This window comes from Enterobacter sp. SCRI0065 (assembly GCF_059766475.1).
The window spans coordinates 62,932-80,154 of sequence record NZ_JCBAJB010000005.1 but is presented as its reverse complement, the minus strand read 5'-3'; the positions used below and the strand labels follow the sequence as shown (position 1 = coordinate 80,154).

At 51.8% G+C, this 17,223-nt stretch carries 17 protein-coding genes; 9 read left to right on the top strand and 8 right to left on the bottom strand.

The window, feature by feature from the left end; genetic code table 11:
- Positions 1–28: 28 nt before the first annotated feature.
- The 8 genes from AC6EMZ_RS15035 to pspA all read right to left on the bottom strand — a co-directional run bounded on the left by AC6EMZ_RS15035 (position 29) and on the right by pspA (position 6,512).
- Complete coding sequence (locus tag AC6EMZ_RS15035) at positions 29–871, bottom strand: carbohydrate ABC transporter permease (protein ID WP_498403379.1); 843 nt, start codon at positions 869–871, stop codon at positions 29–31.
- The gene (locus tag AC6EMZ_RS15030; protein ID WP_498403378.1) at positions 858–1,739 is read right to left on the bottom strand and encodes a carbohydrate ABC transporter permease; all 882 of its coding nucleotides are present in this window, start codon (positions 1,737–1,739) and stop codon (positions 858–860) included. Before AC6EMZ_RS15030 ends, AC6EMZ_RS15035 begins: the two co-directional genes overlap by 14 nt.
- Before the next feature lie 21 nt (positions 1,740–1,760).
- Complete coding sequence (locus AC6EMZ_RS15025) at positions 1,761–3,053, bottom strand: ABC transporter substrate-binding protein (protein ID WP_498403377.1); 1,293 nt, start codon at positions 3,051–3,053, stop codon at positions 1,761–1,763.
- Between the two features lie 13 nt (positions 3,054–3,066).
- Positions 3,067–4,752 carry a sugar phosphorylase gene (locus AC6EMZ_RS15020; protein WP_498403376.1) on the bottom strand — a complete coding sequence of 562 codons (1,686 nt, stop codon included), beginning with the start codon at positions 4,750–4,752 and terminating at the stop codon, positions 3,067–3,069.
- Positions 4,753–4,967: 215 nt separating this feature from the next.
- Positions 4,968–5,189: a phage shock protein PspD gene (gene pspD / locus AC6EMZ_RS15015; protein WP_498403374.1), complete on the bottom strand. Its 222-nt coding sequence runs from the start codon at positions 5,187–5,189 to the stop codon at positions 4,968–4,970.
- A 16-nt stretch (positions 5,190–5,205) separates the two neighbouring features.
- Positions 5,206–5,565 (bottom strand): envelope stress response membrane protein PspC, encoded by a 360-nt coding sequence (gene pspC, locus AC6EMZ_RS15010; protein ID WP_498403373.1) that lies wholly within the window; start codon positions 5,563–5,565, stop codon positions 5,206–5,208.
- Positions 5,565–5,789: an envelope stress response membrane protein PspB gene (pspB, locus tag AC6EMZ_RS15005; RefSeq protein ID WP_498403372.1), complete on the bottom strand. Its 225-nt coding sequence runs from the start codon at positions 5,787–5,789 to the stop codon at positions 5,565–5,567. Before pspB ends, pspC begins: the two co-directional genes overlap by 1 nt.
- Positions 5,790–5,843: 54 nt before the next feature.
- Positions 5,844–6,512: a phage shock protein PspA gene (pspA, locus tag AC6EMZ_RS15000; protein ID WP_498403370.1), complete on the bottom strand. Its 669-nt coding sequence runs from the start codon at positions 6,510–6,512 to the stop codon at positions 5,844–5,846.
- Positions 6,513–6,678: 166 nt separating this feature from the next.
- Between pspA and pspF the strand changes: the two genes are divergently transcribed.
- The 9 genes from pspF (at position 6,679) to AC6EMZ_RS14955 (ending at position 17,108) form a co-directional block, all read left to right on the top strand.
- On the top strand, positions 6,679–7,656 hold the full coding sequence (gene pspF / locus AC6EMZ_RS14995) for a phage shock protein operon transcriptional activator (RefSeq protein ID WP_498403369.1): 978 nt from the start codon (positions 6,679–6,681) through the stop codon (positions 7,654–7,656).
- Between the two features lie 88 nt (positions 7,657–7,744).
- Positions 7,745–9,385, top strand: a complete 1,641-nt coding sequence (sapA, locus tag AC6EMZ_RS14990) for an ABC transporter substrate-binding protein SapA (protein ID WP_498403368.1) — start codon at positions 7,745–7,747, stop codon at positions 9,383–9,385.
- A complete protein-coding gene (gene sapB, locus AC6EMZ_RS14985) occupies positions 9,382–10,347 on the top strand; it encodes a putrescine export ABC transporter permease SapB (RefSeq protein ID WP_498403367.1) in 966 nt (321 codons plus the stop codon). The genes sapA and sapB overlap by 4 nt, the downstream gene beginning before the upstream one ends.
- The gene (gene sapC / locus AC6EMZ_RS14980) at positions 10,334–11,224 is read left to right on the top strand and encodes a putrescine export ABC transporter permease SapC (protein WP_498403366.1); all 891 of its coding nucleotides are present in this window, start codon (positions 10,334–10,336) and stop codon (positions 11,222–11,224) included. Before sapB ends, sapC begins: the two co-directional genes overlap by 14 nt.
- Positions 11,224–12,216 carry a putrescine export ABC transporter ATP-binding protein SapD gene (gene sapD, locus AC6EMZ_RS14975; protein WP_498403365.1) on the top strand — a complete coding sequence of 331 codons (993 nt, stop codon included), beginning with the start codon at positions 11,224–11,226 and terminating at the stop codon, positions 12,214–12,216. Before sapC ends, sapD begins: the two co-directional genes overlap by 1 nt.
- Before the next feature lies 1 nt (position 12,217).
- Positions 12,218–13,024 (top strand): putrescine export ABC transporter ATP-binding protein SapF, encoded by an 807-nt coding sequence (gene sapF / locus AC6EMZ_RS14970; protein ID WP_498403363.1) that lies wholly within the window; start codon positions 12,218–12,220, stop codon positions 13,022–13,024.
- A gap of 124 nt (positions 13,025–13,148) precedes the next feature.
- Positions 13,149–13,937 (top strand): enoyl-ACP reductase FabI, encoded by a 789-nt coding sequence (gene fabI, locus AC6EMZ_RS14965; protein WP_498403362.1) that lies wholly within the window; start codon positions 13,149–13,151, stop codon positions 13,935–13,937.
- A 140-nt stretch (positions 13,938–14,077) separates the two neighbouring features.
- Positions 14,078–15,085, top strand: a complete 1,008-nt coding sequence (locus AC6EMZ_RS14960) for a CMD domain-containing protein (protein ID WP_498403361.1) — start codon at positions 14,078–14,080, stop codon at positions 15,083–15,085.
- Positions 15,086–15,173: 88 nt separating this feature from the next.
- Complete coding sequence (locus tag AC6EMZ_RS14955) at positions 15,174–17,108, top strand: exoribonuclease II (RefSeq protein WP_498403360.1); 1,935 nt, start codon at positions 15,174–15,176, stop codon at positions 17,106–17,108.
- Positions 17,109–17,223: the final 115 nt, after the last annotated feature.

Here is a 17,223-nt window from a genome sequence, read left to right as displayed (position 1 = left end):
GACTGACTCCTTGTTAAAATTGGCCGCCTCAGCCCTTTACGCCACCGGCGGTCAAACCACTTTTAATGAAACGTTCAGAAAGCGCGTACATGATGACCACCGGTAATGCGGTTGCCAGCGATGCCGCCATCATGCGACCCCAGATATAATCCGGCGTACTAAAGAGCGTGTTTAACCCCACCGGCAAGGTGAAATTGCTGGCGCTGGAGAGGAAAATCGAGGCAAACAGATAGTCGTTCCAGGCCACCATAAAGCAGTAGACAAAGACCGATACCAGACCAGAGATCGCCAACGGCACCGTGATACGGAAGATGATTTGCAGGCGATTCAACCCATCCATCATCGCCGCCTCTTCGATTTCATCCGGGATCGTGTCGAAATAGCTGCGCAGCATGAAAATTGCCGTCGGGAGTGTTTGCGTCACCATGGTGATAATCAGCGCCAGCTCCGTGTCATAAATGCCAAGCGCGGTGATGATTTTGAAAAGCGGCACCACCAGCAAAATGCCGGAGAACATGTAGACCGAATAAAAACTGGCGTTAATGGTGGTACGGCCTTTGAAGCGAAGCTTGGATAACGCGTACGCACCAAGCGTTCCGAGAAAGACCGCAATCACCGATGAGCTGAGTGAAACCACCATGCTGTTTCTGAAATAGTCCACGAACGGGAAGATCAACGGGTTAAAAATGTCGACATAATGCTGTAGCGTCCACGCCTGCGGCAGGATGGTCGGGTTGAGCGAAATAGCCTCTTTCGCGCTCTTGAACGAGGTCATCAGCATCACGAAAAACGGAAACAACGTAACGATCAGAAACAGCATCAGGCCGACGTAGAAGCCTATCCGCGCTAAGGGGCGTTTATTTATTGCCATTGAGGTTTACTCTCTTTCTGGTCAACAGAATGACGGCGAAGATAATCACAAACAGCACCACGGATATCGCCGCAGCTTTACCTAAATCATTGAAGGCAAATGCCGTTTTGTAGAGGTAAACGCCGAGGATATCGACCTTGGTTGTCAGCAGATAAACATCTGCAAACATGTAGAACATCCAGATAGTGCGCAACGTGACGACCGTCGCCAGTACCGGCATGATGGCGGGAAGCGTCACAATACGAAAACGCTGCCAGGCATTTGCGCCATCCATTTCAGCGGCTTCATACAGGGATTTATCAATGGTCTGTAAAATCGCCAAAAACGAGATAAACGCGTACGGGAAGTAACGCCAGATAGCAAACAGCACCACCAGCACAAAGCTGCTGCCTGGGTTGTCAAACCACAACGGCGCCTGCTCGTAAAGATGCAGTAAATCCACGCCGAGGTAGTTCACAATGCCGTAGCCATTGTTGAACATGTACTTCCAGGCAAACACCAGCGATATGGACGGCGTGACGTAAGACAGGATCACCAGTGAACGTGCCGTTTTACGCAGACGAAACTCACGGTTAAAAAAGATAGCAACCGCCAGCCCTAATCCCGTACTGCCGAGGACAACCAGTGCCGTATACCAGAATGTCATCCACAATGAGTGCCAGAACGCCCCATCGCTCAGGATGCGAATATAGTTATCTATCCCGACAAACGTGGCGTTAATACTCGGGTTTAGCGGCAGACGTAAAAAACTGATTTCAATGTTGGAAATCATTGGCCAGGCTACAAGGCCCCCCAGCAATAGCAGGCTGGGGGCCAACAGCAACATGGCGAAAGGCATATCTGAACGGCCAGAAAACAACGTCTTCATAATTCCCTTCGCGGTGCGCTCCTATCGTTGAGAAATCAGGTCAGCCAAACGCTTCTGGCTATCGCTTAACGTGCCGGTGAGGTCTTTCTTGCCCACCGTGACGTTATGCACCATTGAACTGATGATGCCGGAGCCTGTCACGTCGCCCATCCGCGTAAAGTTTTTGTCACCCACTGCGCCAAAGACCTGAACATTTGGGAACTGCGCAATCAGCTCATAAGGCAGTTGACCGAAGGCTTTGATCACGTCGTTCTCTTTCCACGAGGCGGTCTCTACAACCAGTTTGTTCACCGGTAAGGCCGCGCCCGGCGACATCATGACCCAGTCAGCCGCGTTTTGAGCCTGCTCCATCCAGGTGACAAACTGTTCTGCCGCTTTGGTTTCGTCTTCGGTCTGGCCCGTTGTAATGGTGAGCGAGGTAACCATTCCGTAGACCGCCGATGATTTCTCTGTCGGGACCACAAAGCCCAGGTTGGCAGGATTCCCCTCTTTGAAAACGGCTGGAAGAATGTAAGTCGAGTAGATCGCCATTGGCGCGGAGCCGTTCATGAACGCATCTTTAATTTCCATGACGTCGTTCGAGCCAGGCATGGTCGTAGCAGAGAGATCGCGATAGAACGCCAGCGCTTTTTTCATTTCGGGGGTATCAATGACCACCTCCCCTTTGGCATCGAACACATTCGCACCGCCAGAGAGCGCAAACTGTGAAAATGCCTGCTCGGTCATGACGCTTTCAGCCGTAGGCAATGCTATGCCGTAATGTTTTTTCGCCGGATCGTTGAAGGCCTGACTTGCCTTAAGCAGCGCTTCCCAGGTATGAGGTTCGCTAATCCCTGCCGCAGCCAATGCATCTTTGTGATACCAGACACCCGACAGCCATGCACTCACCGGAACGCCCGTCCAGGCCTGACCATCTTCAGTACGAACAACGCGCAAGATGCCATCGTAGAAGGTGCTTTGACCGACCGCGCCGATAGCATTGCTAATGGCCTGACGATCGAGCAACTGCTCCTTGTCCATGACTTTGGCATAGTCATGACTGACCTCGATCACCTCTGGTAACGCCCCGGTTCGGGCCAGCGTGATAACTTTGGTGTTATACGCATCCTCTTCGACAGGAACCTGTTTGATCTTGATGGAAGGATTCGCCTTCTCGAAACGTTCAATCAGCTGTGTGATAACGGCCTGACGTTCTTGTTCCACCGAAGAGTGCATAAATTCGATAGTCACAACCGATTTTTTATCATCCTTGCACCCCATTAACAGGGCGCAAGAAACCAGTGCTGATATCAGCACGACTTTTGGCATTTTCATTTATTTCGTCCTTTTAGTTTTCTTTAATCCACATGACTTGCCACGGATTAAGGGTCAGAGTATTCCCGTTAATATCACCGTTTGTAATAAGCTCTTTTGCTGAATGAATGTTCACAGAAAGGGTTTGTGGATGTTCACAGAAGTTAAATAACGCAATAACTTTCTCACCATTATTGGCTGCGCGAGTAATTTTAAGAACATGTTCACATGGGTTCTCAAAAGATGCCTCGCTGTCTGGGTGAAACGCTTTATTTTCACGACGAATGGCTATCAGGTTAATCATGGCTTGATAGATCCTTTGACGGAGACTATTTTCGTCACTTAGCTCAGAATCAATTTGACCTTCTTGATATTTCCGACGATTTATCGCGCGGTTATAGCCCAATCGCTCCACGCCTGCATAATCATTGCGTGAACCCAGAATACTTTGAATATAAATGGCAGGCACGCCCGGGAAGCTCAACAAAACGGCATGAGCTAAAACAAATTTCGCCACGCGGTCATCATCGTCACTATCGCGATGACTTAACGCATCAAGATAGGTGACATTTATTTCATACGGGCTTCGCGTACCGTCGGGATTATTTTTCCAGTTAACCAAGGCCCCTTCACTTTGCAGCTTTTCTACAAGCGTGAGGATATCCGACTCGGGTAAAATGCCCCGCTGCGGATTCAACCCGACACCATCATGAGATGCCAGGAAGTTGAACCAGGTTGTCTGTGAAGATGGGAGGGATAATCCCTGCGCCCACTGACATAGCGCCTGTACGTTACCGCTGTGAACGGTATGCAGCACCAGTGGCGGGAGCGAGAATTGATAAACCATCTGGGCTTCATTATCACCCTCACCAAAATAGGAAATGTTGTCCTTATGCGGGACGTTAGTTTCCGTGATAATGACCGTACCAGGGGCGACAGCGTCTGTGATAGCGCGGAACAGCTGAATCAGACGATGGGTCTGTTCAAGGTGGATGCAGGAGGTGCCTGGGATTTTCCACATGAACCCCACCGCATCAAGTCGAATGTAATCCGCACCTTCAGTAAGGTAGTGAAGCAGGACGTCGACCATCGCGATCAAAACCTGTGGACTGGCAAAATTCAGGTCAATCTGGTCATCGCTGAACGTCGTCCATAAATGACGAACCGAGCCATCGGCAAGGGTAAAGGGTGTGAGCAACGGTAAAGCACGAGGCCGCGTAACAGCCGACAAATCCGTTTCAGGATCAACCGCAATAAAGAAATCTTCGAATTCAGGATCCTGATTAAGATAATGGTTGAACCACTGGCTTTTTGCAGACATGTGATTGCAAACAAAATCGAACATCAAATTTGCCGATTTTTTTAATTCAGCCACATCCCCCCACTCACCTGTTTCTGGTGAGACGCGATGATAATCAACAACAGAGAATCCATCGTCAGAAGACCAGGGGTAAAAAGGCAATAAATGAACGTGTGAAAATGAGGATGACAGCCAGCGATTATAGAATCGCGTAAAAGCGGGTAATGATTTTTGCCCATCAGAGATAAATTGATCAGCATAGGTGATTAATACAATATCTTGCTCATCCCAGCTTGCTTTACGCGGGTGTTGAATATTATTTGCCGCACGGGATATTTTTTCTTCCAGCGTATCGTAGTGCTCTGGAGTAAAAGTATTGCCATACACAAGATTGATTAACTGTTTTATTTTTCCGTTCACTTTAATTTTCCATGGTAGCGGTCCCACGAAGGGCAATCTACTCCCATAGAAAATGTCTGTCAACGAACCAGAGGGGTGAAAAATAGCCTGATAAAGCAACTCAATTGTGTATTTGTGAGCTAACGCAAAGAATGGATGAAACTAGTACAACGACATCTTAGTGAGGACAGGAGCGCTCTCTCAAAGGGAGAGAGCGCAGGAAAAGCGGTGTGTTATCAGGAAAAATAGCGGCGTGAAAAGCGATTTGCGACCTTTTTCAGTAAAGGCTCCAGTGCAACGGCCAACAGCATGCGAACGGGTTTACGGGCAACAGATTTTATCGCCCACCCGGCAACACCTGCCGGGCCGTAGCGTAATGCGGTCAATAATACGAATTTACCTGCGATTTTCAGACCGGGTTTCATCTTCTGACCCGCCTGTTGCCAGTTTGCCTTCATTAGTAGTTCTCTCTTTTTAAAGCTGACGGAAACGACTTCTCAGCGTGAACGTATCTGACGTCACGTAACGTTCCATTTCACGTAAACGCTTCTCTCCTGCGGCCAGTTCCGCGTCAGCGGTATCTAACAAATCCTGGCTGGAGGGCGCCTCTTCTGAAGAGAGCGCGCTATCAGGGATCGGGTCGAGCACAAACGATAAAACGATGTAGGCCACAAGGGTAAAAAATGCCAGACCAAAGAAGATAGAAAGGACCGTCACGACGCGCACAAGCTTAACCGGTACATCCAGGTAGTGCGCCAGTCCAACGCAGACCCCGCGTACCATCCCCTGCTGGGGAATACGGTACAGTTTTTTATTCAGATTTAATCCAGCCATTAACGCTCCCTCCAGTTCGGATGTTCCGCATCCAGAATAGATTCCAACGCCTGAATGCGATCGCGCATTCTTTTCGCTTCGTCAGTAAGCTGCATCAGGCGCTGTTGCTCGCTCTGAGAGAGCTCTCCCCGGGAAGAACGGTTGCTGTAATGCAGCCATAACCAGATCGGCAGAACAAACAGCACGAAAATGGTTAACGGAATTGCCAGAAAAAGCGCACTCATATGTACTCCTTGTCTTACGATGCGTTGCGGCACGCAAAGGTGCCGCTTCAATTATTATTGGTTGTCTTGCTTCATTTTGGCTTTCAGAGCTTCCAACTGCTCACCGATAGCATCATCGGCTTTAAGATCGGCAAACTGCTGATCCAGCGTTTTTTGTTTGCCAAAGCTATGGCTCTCTGCTTCTGCTTCCATATGGTCGATACGACGCTCAAAAGATTCGAATCGAGCCATCGCTTCATCCAGTTTACCGCTATCCAGCTGGCGACGGACGTCGCGCGAAGAGCTTGCAGCCTGGTGACGCAGCGTAAGTGCCTGTTGGCGAGCGCGGGTTTCGCTCAGTTTATTTTCCAGCTCAGCGATTTCTTTTTTCATGCGGGTGAGTGTTTCATCCACCAGCGTGACTTCGTGCTCGAGAGACGCCACCAAATCGGTGAGTTTCTGTTTTTCGATCAACGCCGAACGCGCCAGATCATCTTTCTCTTTACGCAGCGCCAGCTCCGCTTTTTCTTGCCATTCGTTCAGCTGTCCAGTAGCCAGCTCAATACGACGTGAAAGCTGTTTCTTTTCCGCCAGCGCACGCGCTGAGGTGGAACGTACTTCGACCAGCGTATCTTCCATTTCCTGAATCATCAGACGCACCAGCTTCTGCGGATCTTCCGCTTTCTCAAGCAGTGAGTTGATGTTGGCGTTCACGATGTCGGCAAAACGAGAAAAAATACCCATAATTTGATCCTCACATTTCTGTTATCGGGCGATGCCCTGCTAACGAGATAATACAATTCTCATGCCAACTTTTTATCTTGTTGATTTATAAGATTGTGGTTGATTTTAAAGCAATGAGAACCTACTCTCACCTGGTGAATATCGCTAACGAGTGGTTAATTTCATCATGGCTGAATTTAAAGACAATCTGCTGGGCGAAGCCAACAGTTTTCTGGAAGTGCTGGAGCAAGTTTCGCGCCTGGCTCCACTGAATAAACCGGTGCTGATTATTGGCGAGCGTGGCACTGGCAAAGAGCTTATCGCCAACCGCTTACACTTCCTTTCCACGCGATGGGACGGGCCGTTTATTTCGCTTAACTGTGCGGCGCTTAACGAAAATTTACTGGATACTGAACTGTTCGGCCATGAAGCAGGTGCGTTTACAGGGGCGCAAAAACGCCATCCCGGCCGCTTCGAACGTGCTGATGGCGGCACGCTGTTCCTTGATGAACTTGCTACAGCGCCAATGCTAGTGCAGGAAAAGTTACTGCGGGTCATTGAATACGGCGAACTTGAACGCGTTGGCGGCAGTCAGCCCCTGCAGGTCAATGTGCGTCTGGTTTGCGCTACCAATGCTAATTTGCCGGAAATGGTGGCCGAGGAGAAATTCCGCGCCGATCTGCTCGACAGGCTGGCGTTCGACGTGGTTCAACTGCCGCCACTGCGGGAGCGTCGCAGCGATATCATGCTGCTGGCTGAACAATTTGCGATTCAGATGTGCCGCGAGCTCGGCATGCTGCTTTTCCCGGGCTTTAGCAATAACGCGCGCGAAACATTATTAGGCTACGGTTGGCCCGGCAATATTCGCGAACTCAAAAACGTAGTGGAACGATCTGTCTATCGTCACGCCAGCATCGAGACGGAACTGGACAACATTATTCTTGATCCTTTCCATCGCGCCGCGCCCTTACCGTCAACACCCACGCCTGAAACCAGCACGCCTTCCCTGCCGCTTGATTTGCGTCAGTTTCAGCATATTCAGGAGCAGCAGTTGCTTGAGCAAAGCCTGAAGGACGCGAAATATAATCAGAAGCAGGCAGCCGAACTGCTGGGTCTGACCTACCATCAATTAAGGGCATTGCTCAAAAAGCATCAAATGCGCTGACATTATCAGCACTTACCCGCAGACATTTTTACGAAGCAGGTGTAAGTGCGATACACTTTGCAGATCGAACCTAAAAATCTTAAAAATTATGCGTCTGGTTTTATCGTCCCTGTTTGCACTCGGTCTGTTTAGCAGCCTGGCCTTTGCTGCGCCTGAACAACGCGCTGTTCCTGATATACGTGATAGCGGCTTTGTCTATTGTGTCAGCGGGCAAGTCGACACCTTTAACCCGCAAAAAGCGGGGAGTGGCCTGATTGTCGATACCCTCGCCGCTCAGCTTTACGATCGCCTGCTAGATGTCGATCCTTATACCTATCGCCTGGTGCCAGAGCTGGCCGAAAGCTGGGAGGTGCTGGACAACGGCGCCACCTATCGTTTTCATCTGCGCGATGATGTTGCCTTCCAGACGACGGACTGGTTTAAACCGACGCGTAAACTCAACGCGGATGACGTTGTATTTACCTTCCAGCGCATTTTTAATCGCGACCATCCGTGGCATAACGTCAACGGGGGTAACTTCCCCTATTTTGACAGCTTACAGTTCGCTGATACGGTTAAAAACGTTCGCAAGATCGATAGCCGGACGGTGGAGTTTAATTTGGCCCGACCAGATGCCTCATTCCTATGGCACCTGGCGACGCATTATGCGTCGGTCATGTCCGCCGAATACGCCGACCAGTTGACAAAGCGGGACCATCAGGAGCTTCTCGATCGCCAGCCGGTGGGAACGGGGCCGTTCCAGGTAGCAGAGTACCGTTCAGGGCAGTACATTCGTTTGCAACGTCATGAACACTTTTGGCGCGGTAAACCGCTCATGCCACAGGTGGTTGTCGATCTGGGCTCTGGCGGGACGGGGCGGCTTTCTAAGCTGTTGACCGGAGAGTGCGATGTGCTCGCGTGGCCTGCCGCCAGCCAGTTAACGATCCTGCGTGACGATCCGCGATTGCGCCTGACCCTGCGTCCGGGCATGAATATCGCTTACCTCGCGTTTAATACCGATAAGCCGCCGCTGAATAATCCCGCCGTTCGTCACGCGCTGGCGCTGGCCATTAATAACCAGCGTCTGATGCAATCCATTTATTATGGCACTGCGGAAACGGCGGCATCGATTCTGCCGCGTGCTTCATGGGCGTACGACAGCGAAGCAAAAATTACCGAGTACAATCCAGCAAAAGCCCGCGAACAGCTAAAAGCCCTAGGTGCTGAGAATCTCACCCTTCAGCTTTGGGTGCCGACAAGTTCTCAGGCCTGGAACCCTAGTCCGTTAAAAACAGCAGAACTGATTCAGGCCGACATGGCACAAATTGGCGTCAAAGTGGTCATCGTCCCTGTCGAAGGACGCTTCCAGGAAGCACGCCTGATGGACATGAATCACGATCTCACCTTATCCGGCTGGTCTACCGACAGTAATGACCCGGACAGTTTCTTCCGTCCGCTGCTGAGCTGCGCGGCGATTCGCTCACAGACCAACTACGCTCACTGGTGTGACCGAGAATTTGATGCGGTGCTGCAAAAGGCACTCTCATCACAACAGTTGGCGTCACGCATCGAGGCCTACGACGAAGCGCAAAATATTCTGGCGCGGGAATTGCCGGTGCTGCCGCTGGCCTCGTCATTACGTTTGCAGGCCTATCGTTATGATATTAAGGGCCTGGTGCTCAGCCCGTTCGGCAACGCGTCGTTTGCTGGCGTGTCGCGTGAGAAAAAAGATGAGGTGAAAAAGCCATGATCATTTTTACCTTAAGACGGTTGCTATTGCTGGCGGTGACGCTGTTATTCCTCACCTTTGTTGGCTTTAGCCTGAGCTATTTTACCCCGCACGCTCCGCTACAAGGCTCGTCATTTTGGGACGCCTGGCTGTTTTGGTTTAACGGGGTGCTGCACTGGGATTTTGGCGTTTCAAGTATTAACGGTCAGCCCATCTCCGAACAGCTCAAAGACGTTTTCCCAGCGACAATGGAGCTGTGCATCCTCGCCTTCGGGTTTGCACTCATGGTCGGTATTCCTGTCGGCATGCTGGCGGGGATCACTCGTAATAAATGGCAGGATAAACTGATCAGCGCCATCGCCCTGCTTGGCTTCTCGATTCCCGTCTTCTGGCTGGCACTGTTATTAACGTTGTTCTTCTCGCTGAATCTCGGATGGCTGCCCGTTTCTGGTCGTTTTGACCTGCTTTATACGGTGAAAAGCGTGACGGGTTTTGCCTTGATTGACGCCTGGCTTTCGGACTCCATCTGGCGTCATGAAATGATCGTCAGCTCATTACGGCATATGGTGCTGCCGGTGCTGACGCTCGCCGTTGCGCCAACGACCGAAGTCATTCGCCTGATGCGCACCAGCACTATCGACGTTTTTGAACAGAACTATGTGAAAGCCGCTGCTACACGCGGCTTGTCGCGCCTGACAATACTTCGTCGGCATGTGCTTCACAACGCCCTTCCCCCGGTGATCCCGCGTCTGGGATTGCAATTTTCGACCATGCTGACACTGGCAATGATCACGGAAATGGTCTTTAGCTGGCCTGGCCTGGGACGCTGGATGATCAACGCGATTCGTCAGCAAGATTACGCGGCTATTTCCGCTGGCGTAATGGTGATTGGTTCACTGGTCATTATGGTGAACGTGATTTCTGATATTTTGGGCGCCATGGCTAACCCGTTGAAACATAAGGAATGGTATGCCTTACGATAGCGTTTACAGAGAAAAGCGCACTCCCGGCGTACTACGCACCGTGTGGAGTAAATTCTATGGCGATCCCACGGCGATGATTGGCCTGTACGGTTGCGGCGGGTTAGCGTTGCTGTGCATTTTTGGCGCATGGTTTGCGCCTTATGGCCTCGATCAGCAATTTTTAGGCTATCAACTGCTGCCCCCATCCTGGTCACGTTACGGCGAAGTCTCTTTCTTCCTGGGCACTGACGATCTTGGGCGCGACGTATTGAGCCGTCTGTTAAGCGGTGCCGCGCCGACGGTCGGAGGAGCCTTTGTGGTCACCTTCGCGGCGACCTTTTTTGGTCTTGCGCTGGGCGTTTTCGCAGGCGCAACGCACGGTCTGCGTTCGGCGGTACTGAATCATATTCTGGATACGTTGCTGTCCATTCCGTCCCTGCTGCTGGCGATTATTGTCGTCGCTTTTGCCGGCCCGCATCTGTCGCATGCGATGTTCGCCGTGTGGCTGGCGTTACTCCCGCGAATGGTTCGCTCGGTCTATAGCATGGTGCATGACGAGCTTGAAAAAGAGTACGTTGTGGCCGCCCGTCTGGACGGGGCAACCACGATGAATATTCTGTGGTTTGCCGTGATGCCTAACATAGCCTCCGGTCTGGTCACAGAAATTACCCGTGCCCTGTCCATGGCGATTCTGGATATCGCCGCGCTTGGGTTCCTCGATTTGGGTGCGCAGTTACCTTCTCCTGAATGGGGTGCCATGCTGGGGGATGCCCTTGAGCTCATCTATGTTGCCCCGTGGACGGTCATGCTGCCAGGCGCGGCCATTATGGTCAGCGTTTTGCTAATCAACCTGCTGGGCGATGGTATTCGCCGTGCTATTAACGCGGGGGTGCAATAATGCCGTTACTGGACATTCGTAATCTCACCATTGAATTTAAGACTGGTGAAGGCTGGGTGAAGGCCGTCGATCGCATCAGCATTACGCTTGCGGAAGGTGAAATTCGTGGGCTGGTGGGTGAATCCGGCTCGGGCAAGAGTCTGATTGCCAAAGCAATCTGTGGCGTCGCCAAAGACAACTGGCGCGTGACCGCTGACCGTATGCGTTTCGATGATATCGATTTATCGCGGCTATCGGCCCGCGAACGACGCAAGCTGGTAGGCCACAATGTGTCGATGATCTTTCAGGAGCCACAATCCTGTCTCGATCCTTCTGAACGCATCGGGCAGCAACTCATGCAAAACATTCCCGGCTGGACCTACAAAGGTCGCTGGTGGCAACGGTTTGGCTGGCGCAAGCGCCGAGCGATAGAGCTTTTACACCGGGTGGGGATAAAAGATCATAAAGATGCGATGCGTAGCTTCCCTTATGAATTGACCGATGGCGAATGCCAGAAGGTGATGATTGCCATCGCGCTGGCCAATCAGCCGCGTCTGCTCATTGCCGATGAGCCGACTAACGCCATGGAGCCGACAACGCAGGCGCAGATTTTCCGATTGTTAACCCGTCTGAATCAAAATAACAACACCACTATTTTGTTGATCAGCCATGACCTGCAAATGCTGAGTAAATGGGCGGATAAAATTGACGTCATGTATTGCGGCCAGACGGTGGAAACCGCCGTCAGTGAAGACCTGGTCAACGCACCGCATCATCCGTACACGCAGGCGTTGATTCGCGCGATACCCGATTTTGGCAGCGCCCTGCCGCATAAAAGCCGCCTGAATACCCTCCCGGGGGCGATCCCGCTGCTTGAGTCTCTGCCTATCGGCTGTCGTCTTGGGCCACGTTGCCCCTACGCACAGCGAAAATGTATCGAGACGCCGCGTCTGGTCGGGGCTAAAAATCATCTGTACGCCTGTCATTTCCCGCTGAACATGGAGAGAGAGTGAAATGGTCGAAACCTTGCTGGAAGTTCGCAACCTGAGTAAGACCTTTCGCTACCGTACGGGCCTGTTCCACCGTCAGAACGTCGAAGCGGTAAAGCCGCTGAGCTTTACCCTACGCGAAAAACAAACGTTAGCGATTATCGGTGAAAACGGGTCCGGGAAATCCACGCTGGCGAAAATGCTCGCCGGAATGGTGGAACCCACATCGGGAGATGTCCTGATTGACGACCATTTTTTGTCTTTTGGTGACTACTCTTTTCGCAGCCAACGTATACGCATGATTTTCCAGGATCCGTCGACGTCTCTAAACCCGCGTCAACGTATCTCGCAAATCCTGGATTTCCCGTTGCGCCTGAATACCGACCTTGAGCCTGAAGCTCGCCACAAACGCATCATTGAAACCCTGCGTCTGGTGGGATTATTGCCAGACCATGTGAGCTATTATCCTCATATGCTCGCCCCTGGGCAGAAACAGCGTCTTGGGCTGGCCCGCGCGTTGATCCTGCGACCTAAGGTGATTATCGCCGATGAAGCGCTGGCATCGCTGGATATGTCGATGCGCTCGCAGCTGATTAACCTGATGCTGGAATTGCAGGAAAAACAAGGTATCTCTTATATCTATGTGACCCAGCATTTGGGCATGATGAAACACATCAGCGATCAGGTGTTGGTGATGCATCAGGGTGAAGTTGTCGAGCGAGGAAGCACGGCCGATGTGATGGCATCCCCCCTGCACGACCTGACAAAACGACTCATAGCCGGGCATTTTGGCGAAGCCTTAACCGCAGACGCCTGGCGAAAAGATAAGTGACCGCCCCGATATAAAGTGGTCGGATTAACTCTGAACGCGACACGTGATATTATCGCCGCGTTTTAACGACGATCGTCACAATGAGATGACGATCGCCATAACAATGAATATAAGGATTAGAGCTATGGGTTTTCTTTCCGGTAAGCGCATTCTGGTAACTGGCGTCGCCAGCAAACTGTCTATCGCCTACGGCATCGCACACGCAATGCACCGCGAAGGCGCTGAACTGGCGTTCACCTACCAGAACGACAAGCTGAAAGGCCGTGTTGAAGAATTTGCCGCGCAGCTGGGTTCCAACATCATTCTGGAATGCGACGTTGGTCAAGACGAAAGCATCGATGGCATGTTTGCTGAGCTTGCAAAAGTATGGCCGAAATTCGACGGTTTCGTGCATTCTATCGGTTTCGCACCAGGCGATCAGTTGGACGGCGACTACGTGAATGCGGTTACCCGTGAAGGCTTCAAAATCGCTCACGACATCAGCTCTTACAGCTTCGTTGCGATGGCAAAATCGTGCCGTACTATGCTGAACCCAGGCTCTGCGCTGCTGACCCTGTCCTATCTCGGTGCCGAACGTGCGATCCCTAACTACAACGTAATGGGTCTGGCTAAAGCCTCTCTGGAAGCCAACGTCCGCTATATGGCGAACGCGATGGGTCCTGAAGGCGTGCGTGTCAACGGTATCTCTGCGGGTCCAATCCGTACTCTGGCAGCATCCGGTATCAAAGACTTCCGTAAAATGCTCGCACATTGTGAAGCCGTTACCCCGATTCGCCGCACTGTGACTATCGAAGATGTAGGCAACTCTGCCGCATTCCTGTGCTCCGATCTGTCAGCGGGTATCTCCGGTGAAGTTGTTCACGTTGACGGCGGTTTCAACATCGCTGCCATGAACGAGCTGGAAATCAAATAAGTTCTCTACCTTCCCGCAAGTCGGGAAGGTTTTCCCCCCTTCGTTATTCCGTTCTGCTATTTGTTATCACCTAACATTCTTTTTCCCCTTTACAGCCATGCGCCAGGATATTGATCGCCATTTGAGATCAAGGAACGCACATGGAACAACGCCGTTTTTCCGGCAAAGGCCACTGGTATCATGAAACCCAGACCAATCACCGTCTGGATGATGTCCTGCCACTGGTTCCCGAGGCCGCTAACGTCGACGACCGTTTTTTGCTCGATTTAGCCCTGCCCGAAAAAATTGTCGTCTCATGCCACGGTTGGCTTACCCCCGCCCGAGCATTATGCGATCTACTGTTTCCGCTCCATACTGCGGTGAATCGCCTGCATACGCTTAGCGCGTATGACCGGTTAAGTACTGCGCTCACGGTTGCCCAGGCCTGCGGCGTCCAGCGTTTGTGTAATCATTACGCGGCCCTGCTTACCCCGCTTCCCGGCCCTGACTCCTCACGTGAAAGTAATCGTCGCCTCGCTCAAATCACCCAGTACGCCCGCCAGCTTGCCAGCTCGCCCGATGTCATCGACTCCAAAGCACAACAGCAGCTTGATGAGGTGGGTCTGACGATTTACGACATCGTATTGATCAACCAAATTATCGGTTTTATTGGCTTTCAGGCGCGGGTCGTGGCGATTTTTCAGGCGTTGCTGGGCCAACCTGTTCGTTGGTTGCCAGGGCATCACATACCGCCGCATGCACAGGTAAACGACATAAGCCAGGGTACCAATCCATGGATACCTCTCTTTGCTGGCGTTGAGTTGCCCTACGCCAGCGCTCATCAATTAGAATCACTGGCTCGCTGGCAAGCAGAACCGTTTTTGCAATCGCTCACGCCGGTGCTCTGTCATGAACCCGCGATCCTTGACCGTACTGGCGACATTCTCATCAGTGTTATTCAGGTTGCCGGAGGTGATGACTCAGCCCAGAGCGTTATTTCCGCCGCCGTTGAGCTGTTGACCCGTTCTCCCGATCGATTTAGCGCCGCGCAATTTACACCGCTTACCGATGCCGGAATTCCTGCCGTTGATGCCATAAATATGTTGGCCTGGAGCGCATTTTGCGGTTGGATTAACCGACTCAAAATCGCCCTTGCTCATCGTGAATAACCCTACTGATGACCTAAAGAGCGCTTGCTGTAGCAGTGAGATTCGCGTAAAACTGTCAGCCGCTCAATGGCTACTAAAATAGAACACTATGCTTCAGGATAACCCGCTGCTAGCGCAGCTTAAACAGCAACTGCATTCCCAGACGCCACGTGCAGAAGGGGTAGTAAAAGCCACGGAAAAAGGCTTTGGCTTCCTGGAAGTTGACGCACAAAAAAGCTACTTCATCCCGCCTCCGCAGATGAAGAAAGTCATGCACGGCGATCGTGTGACGGCTGTGATTCACACCGAAAAGGATCGTGAATCTGCCGAGCCAGAAGAACTTATTGAACCGTTCCTGACACGCTTTGTGGGTCGGGTGCAGAAAAAAGACGACCGTTTATCCATCGTGCCGGATCATCCTCTGCTGAGAGATGCCATCCCTTGTCGCGCTGAACGTGGCGTTGAACACGATTTCAAAGAAGGCGACTGGGCTGTTGCTCAAATGCGCCGCCACCCGCTTAAAGGCGATCGTGGTTTCTATGCAGAATTGACGCATTTTATTACCTTTGGTGACGACCACTTTGTACCGTGGTGGGTCACGCTTGCGCGTCATAACCTCGAAAAAGAAGCACCTAACGGCGTTACGACCGAGATGCTGGACGAAGGTCTTGAGCGCCGCGACATGACGGCACTTAACTTCGTCACTATCGACAGTGCCAGCACTGAAGATATGGACGATGCGCTATACGTTGAAGAAGGCCACGACGGAAAGCTGCATTTGACCGTGGCGATTGCCGATCCGACCGCATGGATTGCTGAAGGTAGCCAACTGGATGAGTCCGCCAAAGTGCGCGCCTTCACCAACTATCTGCCGGGCTTTAATATCCCTATGCTGCCGCGTGAGCTCTCTGACGATCTCTGCTCGCTTCGCGCAAATGAAGTGCGTCCCGTCCTCGCCTGCCGTATGACGATTGCTGAAGATGGCACCATTGAAGACGATATTGAATTCTTCGCCGCTACCATCGAATCCAAAGCGAAACTGGTTTATGACGAAGTATCAGACTGGCTGGAAAATACCGGTAGCTGGCAGCCGCAAAATGAGGCCATTGCCGAACAGATCCGTCTGCTGCAGCGTATCTGCCTCAGCCGGAGCGAATGGCGTAAAACCCATGCGTTGGTCTTTAAAGACCGCCCTGATTATCGCTTCGTGTTGGGCGAAAAAGGTGAAGTGCTGAATATTGTTGCGGAGCCTCGTCGCATTGCTAACCGCATTGTCGAAGAATCCATGATCTCTGCCAACATTTGTGCAGCGCGCGTACTGCGCGACAAGCTGGGCTTCGGCATTTATAACGTGCATACCGGTTTCGACCCGGCAAACACTGAAGCCCTGGCAGCCCTGCTGAAAACGCATGATGTTCATGTGGATCCGCAGGAAGTGCTGACGCTGAATGGCTTCTGCAAACTGCGCCGTGAACTGGATGCTCAGCCTTCGGGTTTCCTGGACAGCCGCATCCGCCGCTTCCAGTCTTATGCCGAAATCAGCATCGAACCTGGCCCACACTTTGGTCTTGGCCTTGAAGCGTATGCGACCTGGACTTCACCTATCCGTAAGTACGGCGATATGGTTAACCATCGTCTGCTCAAGGCTATCGTTAAAGGTGAAACCATCTCGCGGCCACAGGACGATGCGACTATTCAGATGGCAGAGCGCCGCCGCCTGAATCGAATGGCAGAACGCGATGTAGGTGACTGGCTGTACGCTCGTTTCCTGAAAGACAAGGCAGGTACCGATACTCGCTTCGCCGCCGAAATCATCGATGTCAGCCGTGGTGGTATGCGTGTGCGCCTGATTGATAACGGCGCGGTGGCGTTTATTCCCGCCCCATTCCTGCACGCTGTGCGTGATGAACTGGTATGCAGTCAGGAAAACGGCTCAGTACAGATCAAAGGTGAGACGGTCTATAAGGTGACTGATGTGATAGATGTGAACATCGCAGAAGTCCGAATGGAAACACGCAGCATTATTGCGCGCCCTGCGGCCTGATAACCCACTTAAATGTCGGTCGTTTCCTTTTTGGGAACGCCGACATTTTTCTTTCCCCGATAAATCTCGCATTCATCACTTTTTCTTAATATATTCCGCCATAAACCCACAAAAG

Coding starts and splice junctions, on each gene's coding strand:
- pspC (WP_498403373.1), bottom strand. CDS start 5,565: ATGGCTGGATTAAATCTGAATAAAAAACTGTACCGTATTCCCCAGCAG.
- AC6EMZ_RS15030 (WP_498403378.1), bottom strand. CDS start 1,739: ATGAAGACGTTGTTTTCTGGCCGTTCAGATATGCCTTTCGCCATGTTG.
- AC6EMZ_RS14955 (WP_498403360.1), top strand. CDS start 15,174: ATGCTTCAGGATAACCCGCTGCTAGCGCAGCTTAAACAGCAACTGCAT.
- pspF (WP_498403369.1), top strand. CDS start 6,679: ATGGCTGAATTTAAAGACAATCTGCTGGGCGAAGCCAACAGTTTTCTG.
- sapF (WP_498403363.1), top strand. CDS start 12,218: ATGGTCGAAACCTTGCTGGAAGTTCGCAACCTGAGTAAGACCTTTCGC.
- AC6EMZ_RS14960 (WP_498403361.1), top strand. CDS start 14,078: ATGGAACAACGCCGTTTTTCCGGCAAAGGCCACTGGTATCATGAAACC.
- sapD (WP_498403365.1), top strand. CDS start 11,224: ATGCCGTTACTGGACATTCGTAATCTCACCATTGAATTTAAGACTGGT.
- AC6EMZ_RS15025 (WP_498403377.1), bottom strand. CDS start 3,053: ATGAAAATGCCAAAAGTCGTGCTGATATCAGCACTGGTTTCTTGCGCC.
- sapA (WP_498403368.1), top strand. CDS start 7,745: ATGCGTCTGGTTTTATCGTCCCTGTTTGCACTCGGTCTGTTTAGCAGC.
- sapB (WP_498403367.1), top strand. CDS start 9,382: ATGATCATTTTTACCTTAAGACGGTTGCTATTGCTGGCGGTGACGCTG.
- pspB (WP_498403372.1), bottom strand. CDS start 5,789: ATGAGTGCGCTTTTTCTGGCAATTCCGTTAACCATTTTCGTGCTGTTT.
- pspA (WP_498403370.1), bottom strand. CDS start 6,512: ATGGGTATTTTTTCTCGTTTTGCCGACATCGTGAACGCCAACATCAAC.
- AC6EMZ_RS15035 (WP_498403379.1), bottom strand. CDS start 871: ATGGCAATAAATAAACGCCCCTTAGCGCGGATAGGCTTCTACGTCGGC.
- sapC (WP_498403366.1), top strand. CDS start 10,334: ATGCCTTACGATAGCGTTTACAGAGAAAAGCGCACTCCCGGCGTACTA.
- fabI (WP_498403362.1), top strand. CDS start 13,149: ATGGGTTTTCTTTCCGGTAAGCGCATTCTGGTAACTGGCGTCGCCAGC.
- pspD (WP_498403374.1), bottom strand. CDS start 5,189: ATGAAGGCAAACTGGCAACAGGCGGGTCAGAAGATGAAACCCGGTCTG.